This window comes from Kamptonema animale CS-326, assembly GCF_028330895.1.
Classification (GTDB): Bacteria; Cyanobacteriota; Cyanobacteriia; order Cyanobacteriales; family Microcoleaceae; genus Kamptonema; species Kamptonema formosum.
This window is the reverse complement of the sequence record NZ_JAQMUA010000460.1, coordinates 1-9,692: the sequence shown is the minus strand read 5'-3', so window position 1 is coordinate 9,692 and position 9,692 is coordinate 1. Positions and strand designations below refer to the sequence as shown.

General features: G+C 44.5%; 10 protein-coding genes. 6 read left to right on the top strand and 4 right to left on the bottom strand.

Features of this window, described 5'->3' with window-relative positions; genetic code table 11:
- Positions 1-237: 237 nt before the first annotated feature.
- Genes crtA through hpsJ-A form a run of 3 tightly spaced genes read left to right on the top strand, consistent with a single transcriptional unit; the run spans position 238 to position 2,480 of the window.
- On the top strand, positions 238-1,089 hold the full coding sequence (crtA, locus tag PN499_RS27140; protein ID WP_272036434.1) for a cyanoexosortase A: 852 nt from the start codon (positions 238-240) through the stop codon (positions 1,087-1,089).
- The gene (locus PN499_RS27135) at positions 1,083-1,760 is read left to right on the top strand and encodes a cyanoexosortase A system-associated protein (protein ID WP_272036432.1); all 678 of its coding nucleotides are present in this window, start codon (positions 1,083-1,085) and stop codon (positions 1,758-1,760) included. Before crtA ends, PN499_RS27135 begins: the two co-directional genes overlap by 7 nt.
- A gap of 42 nt (positions 1,761-1,802) precedes the next feature.
- Positions 1,803-2,480: an HpsJ-like protein, cyanoexosortase A-associated gene (gene hpsJ-A / locus PN499_RS27130; protein ID WP_272036429.1), complete on the top strand. Its 678-nt coding sequence runs from the start codon at positions 1,803-1,805 to the stop codon at positions 2,478-2,480.
- Positions 2,481-2,852: 372 nt separating this feature from the next.
- Here hpsJ-A and PN499_RS27125 read toward each other — a convergent pair whose 3' ends face one another.
- Positions 2,853-4,244 carry a cupin domain-containing protein gene (locus PN499_RS27125; protein ID WP_272036427.1) on the bottom strand — a complete coding sequence of 464 codons (1,392 nt, stop codon included), beginning with the start codon at positions 4,242-4,244 and terminating at the stop codon, positions 2,853-2,855.
- 248 nt (positions 4,245-4,492) lie between these two features.
- Between PN499_RS27125 and PN499_RS27120 the strand changes: the two genes are divergently transcribed.
- Positions 4,493-6,103 (top strand): metallophosphoesterase family protein, encoded by a 1,611-nt coding sequence (locus PN499_RS27120; protein WP_272036425.1) that lies wholly within the window; start codon positions 4,493-4,495, stop codon positions 6,101-6,103.
- A gap of 57 nt (positions 6,104-6,160) precedes the next feature.
- Here the strand turns inward: PN499_RS27120 and PN499_RS27115 are convergent, their stop codons facing one another.
- From PN499_RS27115 to PN499_RS27105, 3 genes are all read right to left on the bottom strand, one after another.
- A complete protein-coding gene (locus PN499_RS27115; protein ID WP_272036424.1) occupies positions 6,161-6,547 on the bottom strand; it encodes a transposase in 387 nt (128 codons plus the stop codon).
- A 46-nt stretch (positions 6,548-6,593) separates the two neighbouring features.
- Positions 6,594-7,133 (bottom strand): IS110 family transposase, encoded by a 540-nt coding sequence (locus tag PN499_RS27110; RefSeq protein WP_272036421.1) that lies wholly within the window; start codon positions 7,131-7,133, stop codon positions 6,594-6,596.
- Positions 7,134-7,281: 148 nt separating this feature from the next.
- Entirely contained in the window at positions 7,282-7,524 is a 243-nt protein-coding gene (locus PN499_RS27105) for a hypothetical protein (protein WP_272036419.1), read from the bottom strand.
- A gap of 196 nt (positions 7,525-7,720) precedes the next feature.
- Here PN499_RS27105 and PN499_RS27100 point away from each other — a divergent pair, with 196 nt between their 5' ends.
- Positions 7,721-8,449 carry a DUF3891 family protein gene (locus PN499_RS27100; RefSeq protein ID WP_272036417.1) on the top strand — a complete coding sequence of 243 codons (729 nt, stop codon included), beginning with the start codon at positions 7,721-7,723 and terminating at the stop codon, positions 8,447-8,449.
- A gap of 232 nt (positions 8,450-8,681) precedes the next feature.
- Positions 8,682-9,659, top strand: coding sequence for a YegS/Rv2252/BmrU family lipid kinase (locus PN499_RS27095; protein ID WP_272036415.1), 978 nt, complete (start codon positions 8,682-8,684; stop codon positions 9,657-9,659).
- Positions 9,660-9,692: the final 33 nt, after the last annotated feature.

Genomic DNA, 9,692 nt, shown 5'->3' with positions numbered 1-9,692 from the left:
CGCCGCCTTCTAGGCGGTATCCTGAACCGCCTAGAAGGCGGCGCTACAGAGGTCAAATCTTGTAACAAAAATCCGAGCGCGGCGTAAAAAAGGAGACTTAACCCTGACAGGTAAATAACAGCTCAAAATCTCAGGTATTCAGGATTGGGCAAACAAAACCATACCTCTTACCAGTAAAGCGTGAAAGGAGCCAATAACAACCATTTTGGAGGCTATAACTACAATCAGGAGGCATGAATGACTGAAACCAACTGGCTGAAGTATCTACAAGAACCTAAATATTTGCTATTAGGAATAGCAGCAGGTTTAATCGCCCTGCAACTTACTCTAACTTCGAGATCCGGCGATGTTGACTTATCCGGGACAATGTTTTTGTTTTGGGGGGCGGCGGCATTTTTAATTTGGGAAAAGCACAAAACCATCAATTTTGAAAGCGGGATTTTCTCTAGTTTTGTTGGCATTGCCCTCATCGCTTTAATCCTAATTAAAAGTGCCTCCGTCTCTCAATACGAATTTTTCATCAGAGTTTCCCCTTTCCTGTCGGGTTTAAGTCTAGCTCTTATCGCTTCTGGGGTAAAAGGATTAAAACAATATTGGCAGGAACTTCTGATTCTGGGCTATACAATCATACCTCCCGGATTAATAGGAGCCTTAGTTGACGTAGCTCTGCTCACGGCTAAATTTTCAGCATTTCTCCTTCATTACTTTGGCTTTAACGTCATTCGCGACGGCGTTCTTTTGAAGCTACCTACTGGTTCTGTAGAGGTGTATCACGGCTGTTCAGGCATTAATGCTATCCTTCAGTTACTAGGGCTAACTTTAATTTTCTTATTGATGTTTCCGACTAAGCGATCTCAGAAAATTATCGTCCCGATTGTAGCTGTAATCATTGCCTTTATCGTCAATTCAGCGCGGGTAGCTTTGATGGCAATACTCGTGGCTTTTTCTCAGCAAGCAGCCTTCAAATACTGGCACGAAGGCAACGGCTCATGGGTTTTTTCAATGATTTCTGTAGCAATTTTTGGTTTATTCTGCTGGTTTTTTGTCCTGCGAGAAGAACCCCAAAATAAGGAAGAACAGAAATGTTAATAGCCATTACTCGCTGGAAAAATTTGAGGAGTTCCCTCCTAACTGTCACCTTGGGAGCCGTTTTCTTAGTGGCAGGAAAATCAATTTTTTATCCTCCCACCAGCAACCTTAGCTCGACTTCCTTTGAGTTCCCGCAGTCAGTACCTTTACCTGAATGGCAGGCGATTGACAGTACCCCGTTAGTAATCAGTGAGGATTCAGATAGCAAGTCAGGTAGGATATATCGCTATCAACAAAACAGTCTCCCTTTGGAGATCAAAATGGGCTATGTGGTTGACACAATTGGCAATGTTGAAAACCTGATTAGATCCCATAACGTTTTTGAGTCATCTCCTGGTAAACTAACAATAGTAAGCAATCAAGAGGTCGGATTTCACGGGCTTTTGCAGCACCAAAATCGAGCATATCTGAGTGCCTGTATCAACCCTCGTGGTGGTTCTACTGTCACGAGCGAGCAGTTTAAATACAACCGCAATACTTATGATTTGCAGTTGAGTCGGATCGTTTCAATGCTCTTAGGTCAGGTCAGTCGTCTTCAAGACAGGCGTTGTTTGTGGACTCAAATATCCATTCCTTTAGATAAAACAACACCGACAGATGCTAACAAAATCCTAGAAACTACTTGGGTTTCTTGGTATCAGTGGTGGCAGCCTCGCTTTCCACCACCTTAAATTAAGGCAAAAACTATTTCTATTACAAAAGGTGCCAATTTTATGACTGGAGTTCAAGGGGAACAAACTTTTTCTATATATAGACTTCGTTGGGTCGGCTACGGTCTATTGATACTGTCGTTATTAGATATAATTGCGACTTTTACACCCCCAAATTTTCTCAACCCGGTTTGGGAGTTGCAGACGATAGGCTCTTTGGTTGAACGAGTTCCTGTTCCTTTGTTGGGACTGGCGCTGATATTTTTTGGTGAGGAGTATGACCGCTATGACTTAGAAGATTTGGTATTGAAGTTTTTGTCTTGGCTGTGCATTCTCATGTCGCTATTTTTTCTGTTGATGATTCCTTTGGGAATTGTTAACACTGTGAAAATTAACAACCAAAATAGTCAGCAAATTACGCAGCAAGCTAATCAGCAACTGTCGCAATTGAAACAAGTTGAAGAGCGGCTAAATAAGGGTACACCTGAAGATTTAAAGAATCTGGCAAGCGAATTGACACGCTTGGGCGTACAGACAAATACCGAAAATCCTGATGAGCTCAAAAAGCAAATTCTTTCCAGAATTACTCCGGCTAGGGAACAGCTAGAAAACCAAAGTAAAACAGTGCAGTCAAGCCAGCGTTTGGTACTACTGAAAAATTCTGTTAAATGGGTTCTGGGAGCCCTGATTTCTAGTGTTTTGTTTTTTACCCTTTGGAAGGGTACATCCTGGGCTCGATAGGCTGTTGTTAGCGATGGAAGTTGCTTGAAGCAAGCTAGGGAACCGCTGGCCGCAATTCTGAGTCACTAGGTTGTAGGTCAAACCGATGATTCAGAATTCACGGGGCAAAAAAAGCTGCAACCTCTGTGAAGTATAGGATTACAGCTTTTTTTGGCTATGTTTACTGGTCACAGGGTAATGCTAGAGTAGGTGAATCGCCTGCTCTAGCTTTTTACATAAATACCACATATTCATTCTAGTTTCAGGGAAAAAGGCAGTCATGATTTTCCGTTCTCTGCTCTGTACTAGACAGCACTTTGAGGAATGGGGATAGAGTTTTGTGTTGCCAACGGAATTGAGATAAAGGGAGGAAAACTTATTTTTTACCTTTCTTTATTGCGAGGAAAGTGCTTTCTCAGTTAATTTAACTTTACCCAAAGCTATTTTACGACTCTCAAAAAGTTTCATTACTCCAGTTGCAATTGTCCCGACTACATCCGGGTCGCAATAAGATAGGAATTCCTCAGACCGCATATTACCAGCAAAGAAATCTTTAGCTTTCTTCAGCAGGTGTTCAATTTCAGCAAAACCGATGGATTTGATAATAAATGTAGCAACTGGGGAGTTTTTAATATCGTAACGTGATTCTTGATTGCGCCCTTTTGCTAACAGGTCGAGCACTTCTTTTTCCAGTTGGCTTTTCAAAGGATGGGTCAGCGGTATTTCGGGTAGAAAGTTCTCTAAAGCAGATGTTGTAAATCCTGGTGTGGGTAATTCTCCCATCATAGTCGAAAGTGGAATGTCTCGGCCTAAGCGGTAAGAAAGTGCTTCGAGAATGGCAATTGTAATTAGTTTTGCACCTAAATACAGCTTGGCAACTTCTATGTTTTTTCGAGTTCTGGAAATTAAACCTAAGTAATTTTCGTCACTTGGTTCTCCCATAAAATGATGAAAAACCAGTTCGGGTTTGAGGAAGTTCATAAATCCTTCCATTTTTTGTAGAGACCTGCGGTATCCGCCAACTGTGTAGGAATTAACATTACTCAGTTCGTGATTAGTTTCGGGCATAAGATTCCAGGTATTATCCAAAAAATCTGCCGAATTAGGATAGGCAAAGTTCTCAACGTCGCGGTTGCCCAACCTCACTGATTGTCTGACTACTTCGCAAGTTTCAGCCTCTGTCCAGCCAAAGTTAAACTGAATATTAGCATCTATTAAGCGTTGGTGAAGCAGTTCGCTGGCAGTCAAGCCAGATGGTGAAATTGGTCGAAAGGGAATTGTCGCTTCGATGCAGGCTGCGATTTTGGCAATTATATTGTTAGGTAAGAAAGGCTCTAAACATTTTGCAGCCATGATCGCGCTCAAAAATTCATTTTGACCTGCGAAGGGTGAGAGAGTTTGTCCGGGAACAAACCCGAAGATAACTGCTACTAACTCGTACATCAAGTCTTTGGTAATTTCATGTTCGTCTTTGATTACTAGCTGCGATCGCACCTCCTTGACAAACGGACAAATATAGCTACTGATGTTAAAACCAACACCCTGATCTACTTGAACGTAAACCATGTCGTGAAATAAAGCTGCCAATACCTCGACGGGATCGACTGACCCCCCAACCTCAAAAATATGTTCTGACGTATGAAAGTAACGCCAAGGGCCTCTCATGGTTTGAATAATCAGCTCGGCTGTATATTCAAGTCGATCTGGTTCTACTTGACCGCCTAGCTGTCTGATTGACGTTACCAAGCAATCTAAGCATCGTTTCTGCTCAGCTAAAAGCTCCATCGCGCACCTCCACTGCTTTCCCTGATTCCTCGGCTTGATTGCATACTATCAAAAGCGCTAGTTGAATGCCATCTGTGACTTAGTATCGTACATTACAGGAGATTTCACTCCTGCTAAATTTGTTGCATTTTCACTAAATTATTACAAATAGATGTCTCTATACGGTAGCCTTCCCCTAGATGGATGTCAAAACTCTAGCGATCGCAGCACGATCGACTGAGAACTAAGAAATCTAGGAGATAGACGGCGTGCAATTTGTATCTGATCCGCCAATTCCCGTTAAAATCGGCAAGATGAAAGAGCGGGTGCGGTGGCAAGACAGATTAATTGTGGAACGGGGTATCGATCAAACGCGGCTGGTTTTGGGCGATCGCTCTCCAGATAGTGAGGAGTTCTCATTTTTAGTCGCAGGCGATAGCGGATCGGGAAACGAGGGCGGACAGAACCCCCAGCGTCGCGTTGCCCAAATTATGGCTGCCCGCCGCGATCGTTGCCGTTTTCTGCTGCACACTGGAGATGTCGTTTATCTAGTAGGTTCCAGCGAGTATTATCAGCAAAATTTCATTCGCCCCTACCGCGAGTTCTTAGTCGGAGGCAAGGAGCCCTCCGGCATTGCCTACGACAAAATGGTATTTAATCTGCCATTTCTGCCGGTTCCTGGCAATCACGATTACTACGACTTACCCCTGATCTACGGTATTCTCGCCCAGAGTGCCTTGCCGCTGCGCCGTCTCTTCCAGTCGAAATTAGATTTCGATGTTGGTTGGCACGGATCGCGCCAAGGTCATGCTTATGCTAAAGCGTTTCTTGATTGTCTCCAAGCTTTTAACCTTCCCGGCCAACTCGATCGCCACCTAGATACTCACTACACTGCCCAAACTAACACAGGTCGCTGTTTGCACTACGAACCTGGACGCTTTACCCGTTTGCCAAATCGTTATTACACTTTCCGTAGTGGGGGCATTGATTTTTTTGCCCTAGACTCGAATACTTTTAACGCGCCGCTACCGCTACCAGCGACGCAGGCGGGAGATGCTTACCGCCGCGAGTTAGAAGCTCAAAGGCAGGATTTAGAACAAGAAAGGTTGCAAATTCTGGAAGCTTCGGCAAAGTTGAATCGCGATCGCCCTCAAGAAGCTGAACAGTTGGACGATTTCCGGGCGAAGTTAGCGCAGATTGATGAGCAAAGGTTAGACATTGACAAACACCTAGCAGCAGACAAAACAACTGTAACTGACTCTGAACAGCTTAACTGGCTTAAGGAAAGGCTGATTGCATCTTGGCAGAGTCCTGACGTGCGAGGGCGGGTAATTTACCTGCACCACCCTCCCTATGTCACTGAGGCGACGAAATGGAATCAAGGTCAAACTTTGGCAATTCGTTACCGCCTCCGCGAGGTCTTTGATGCGGTGGCGGATGCAGTTGGAGACTTGGGGGAACGGCGAGGAGTGGCAGATTTAATTCTCAGCGGGCACGCTCACTGTTTGGAATATATACGCACTGGGGACACTGGGCACGCTGATGCTTATACAAATTGGATTGTTTGCGGAGGTAGCGGTCATAGTCTGCGCCGTCAGCGGGAGGAAGGGCCTGTATTGGTGGAGGCCTTTGATGAGGCCCAGAGTTACCAGTTGGCGCGATCGCAGGGAAAACGGCCTGACAAGGGTAGCATCCCCGTTGCCGAATCGCTACTTTTTGTCGGTCGCAACGGTCAAGGTTCGCAAAAACGCCGTCCTTATTCGTTTTTGCAGATTGATGTTTTGGCAGGGAACCCCCCTAAATTCAGAGTCAGACCCGCGATCGCTGAACGCTTTAAAGGACAGTGGAATCACAGCGAAGTTAAACCGTTTATTATTTGATTTCTTGTACTGTTAACCGTCAACCGTTAACAGTGTTGTAGATACTGTCTTGAACTGTCAAGAGGTAGCAAGTAAATAATTGGGGTCGAAAGGCTTTTGGGATTTTAAAATCCCAAAAGCTAAATGCACCAACTTCCTCATCAAGGCACCAATCACCTGCATTTTGACCTTTCCACGACCCAATAATCGCTCGCTCATCGCTTTGAGTAATGGATTATGACGCATTGCCACCACCGCAGGTAAATACAACGCCTTTCGCAGTCGGACATTGCCAGTACAGGACAAACGAGTTTTGCCTTTAACAGAAGTCCCAGAACTACGTTCACAGGGAGTCAAGCCTGCATAAGCGGCTAATTGACGAGCATTGTCGTAATCAGAAACGTCACGAATTTCAGCTAACAATACGGATGCTGTTTGTTCACCAATTCCAGGAATTGAGGTCAAAAGGTCACGCTGTTGTTTTAAATGTGGGTGTTGGTCAAAATGGTCACTAATCAGTTTTTTGATCAGTTGTTGTTGCCATGATTAGATACTCCAAGTGTGCCAGGGTAAGACCAGCAACAGTTGGCGTAGCTGTTTCTAAACGGTTCTGTTCTTGAGTAGCCATTTCAATCACAGATTCGAGCCGTCGCAACAGGGCTTGTAATTCCTTGACTTCGGGCGCGGTTGGTGTCCACAGAGACGGTTTCATCGCCGCACAAAAACGAGCAATCAGTGCCGCATCTACGGAGTCAGTTTTAGTTCGTAGAAGTTCGCTTTTGGCAAACCCTTTAATCCTTGCAGGATTGACGATACTAACCTGAAAGCCAGCCCCATAGAGGAATTCGGCTAAGGCTTCTCCGTAGATGCTAGTAGCTTCCATGCAAGTATGGAGTTCGACTACACTTTGTTGTTTCAGCCAGTTATGTAAACTCTCAAACCCTTGAATATTGTTGGTAAACTTTTTGGGTTTTGTCGCACGATTCTCCTTCAGTAATGAGACATGAAAGTCTTTTTTACTGATGTCTATACCTAAGACTGTTGATGTCATTTTTGGCTCCCGATGTACTCCGATTTATGAAAGAACGTGACAGGCAATTGAATACTAACCTTGTGAATGCAGGCTTTCAAGGGCGATGCCGAGAGCCTAAGATACTGTCCAGTTTTGTGTGAGCCTGTCATCAGTAATGGGAGCTTATCTACACAACAGACTTGTGAAAGTCTAAGGGGCGGGCCAACTTCACCGATTTCTGATGTCCTATCAGATCACTTTCTGCTGTTACAGAACCATTTGGACAAAACTTTCCTTGTTTCTTTAGATTCACTTTGCTTGTCGGTACGATCGCCTGCTTGTCGGTACGATCGCTTGCTTGACGTGGCAATCGCCTGTTTGTCGGTACGATCGCCTGTTTGACGGAGCGATCGCCTGTTGGTTGGTACAATCAACTGTTTATCGGTATGATCGCCTGCTTGTCGGTACGATCACCTGCTAGATTACGCGATCGCTACACCAACTCTTTTAAGATACAAGGGGCGGGTTCGCCAATATCTTTAAATACAAACGAGAGAGCCTGTAAACCCGCCCCGCCCTACAGTTAACCGTTAACCATTAACCATATTAAGGAGTGTACTGAGTCAATGATTGCTAACATAATTGAAACTGGTTGGGAAGTTATTTATCACCGCGCCCATGCTTTGCTGGCCGCCCAACTTGCGGGCCAGTGGAAAAAATCTGAATCTCCCCTGCGGTTGTATGAAACTATAGCAGCGATCTCCCATCATGACGATCTGGAACGGGAATGGGAAGAAAATTTATTAACTCCCGCAGGAGCACCGTTAGATTTTACGATGGATAAGAAAACTGATATTCCTAAACTTCGGGAATTCACAAAGAATGCTAAATATCGAGGTCGATGGGTGGCAATGCTGATTTCTATGCACGTAACTTTTCTGAATGAAGGCAAACGGGGCGAGTCAAAGGAACTCGATAACTTCTTAGACGAACAACTGGAAAATCAAGAACGCTGGCGGGAGGAATTGCAGATTAAAAAAAAGGAAGCTGAGGAAGCTTATGCGTTTTTTCAGTGGTGCGATCGCCTATCTTTAATTCTTTGTAGCCGCGAGTTACCTGTGGGGGTACGAGCTTTAGAAATTGGGAAAGGGCCAGACGGTAAACGCTATGATGTAGTGCAGAACGCTGACGAACTCGTAACAGTAACTCCTTGGCCTTTTCATGACGAAAAATTTACGGTAAATGTGGAAGCTTGCTATCTCAATCAAGTCAAGTTTGATAGTAATGAAGAAATTAAGTCAGCCCTTGAAACGGCTACCAAAGATATGCTAGAATGGACTTTTATCAAGTCTTAAAGAGTGGATATGACCTCTCCTCCCTACCCCCATTCGCTGGGAAGAGAGGGGAAAATTTCTTTCTTTCTCTCTTCCTGACCCTGTTTCTCCCCCTTCTCCATAAAAAATCTATTCCGCTTCCCTCTCACAAAAAAACCTTTATTCCTTTTCCCTCTCCTTTTAGGAGAGGGTACGGAGAGTTGGGAAGGAGGAAGAAGATTTAGGTATTGAATCAACTTAAAATTAAGTAAAAATGAGCGAAAAACGTTCGGCTTGCCTAATCTTTAATCCCGTTGCTGGTAAAAGTGACCCCGATCAAGATTTGGCGAAAATTCGAGAACTTTTAGACCCTGTGATTGACTTAGAAATTTGGATGACGACTCCCGAAATCAGCGCGGCTCAACTTGCCAAGGAAGCTATTTCTAGAGGTGCAGAAACTATTATTGCTTCTGGGGGTGACGGTACTTTATCAGCAGTGGCGGCGGCGGTAGTAGGAAGTAATATCCCTTTAGGAATTATTTCGCGAGGAACTGCGAATGCTTTTGCCAATGCTTTAGAAATTCCTACTACCATAGAATCAGCCTGCGGAGTGATTTTAGGAGGGCTAACAAGGGTGGTGGATGCGGCAATGTGCAATGGTAAAGAACCGATGGTTTTGTTAGCAGGAGTTGGGTTTGAGGCGGAAACTGTAGAACAGGCGGATCGGGAGTCAAAACATCGCTGGGGAATGTTGGCTTACATTCTGTCGGGAATTAAACAGTTGAACAATATGGAGAGTTTTGAGACGACAATTGAAACTGAAGATAAGATTATTAATGTTACTGCTGCTGCCGTAACGGTTGCTAATGCAGCACCGGCTACTTCTATTTTAGCTCAAGGGCCGGCGGGAATTATTGTTGATGATGGTTTACTCGATATTACAGTGGTAGCACCTGCGAATGCCGCAGGTGCGATCGCAGCTTCTTATCACTTATTACAAACAGCTTTGAGGGGGAGTGCTGTTGAACGAGATGACATTGGTTATTTGCGAGCAAAACAGGTTAAAATTACTACCGATCCGCCTCAAAAAGTTGTCTTAGATGGGGAAATTATTGGTAATACTCCGCTGTCAATTGAGTGCGTGCCAGGAGGATTAACCATTATTGTACCCTTAGTTGAAAAGATCCCAGAAACTGAAAAGCTTTCTGGTTTACCGAATCTGACGATTGAATTAAAGTCTCCAGAGGAATAGTATAGCTAGGGGCTAGGGGCTAGGGGCTAGGGG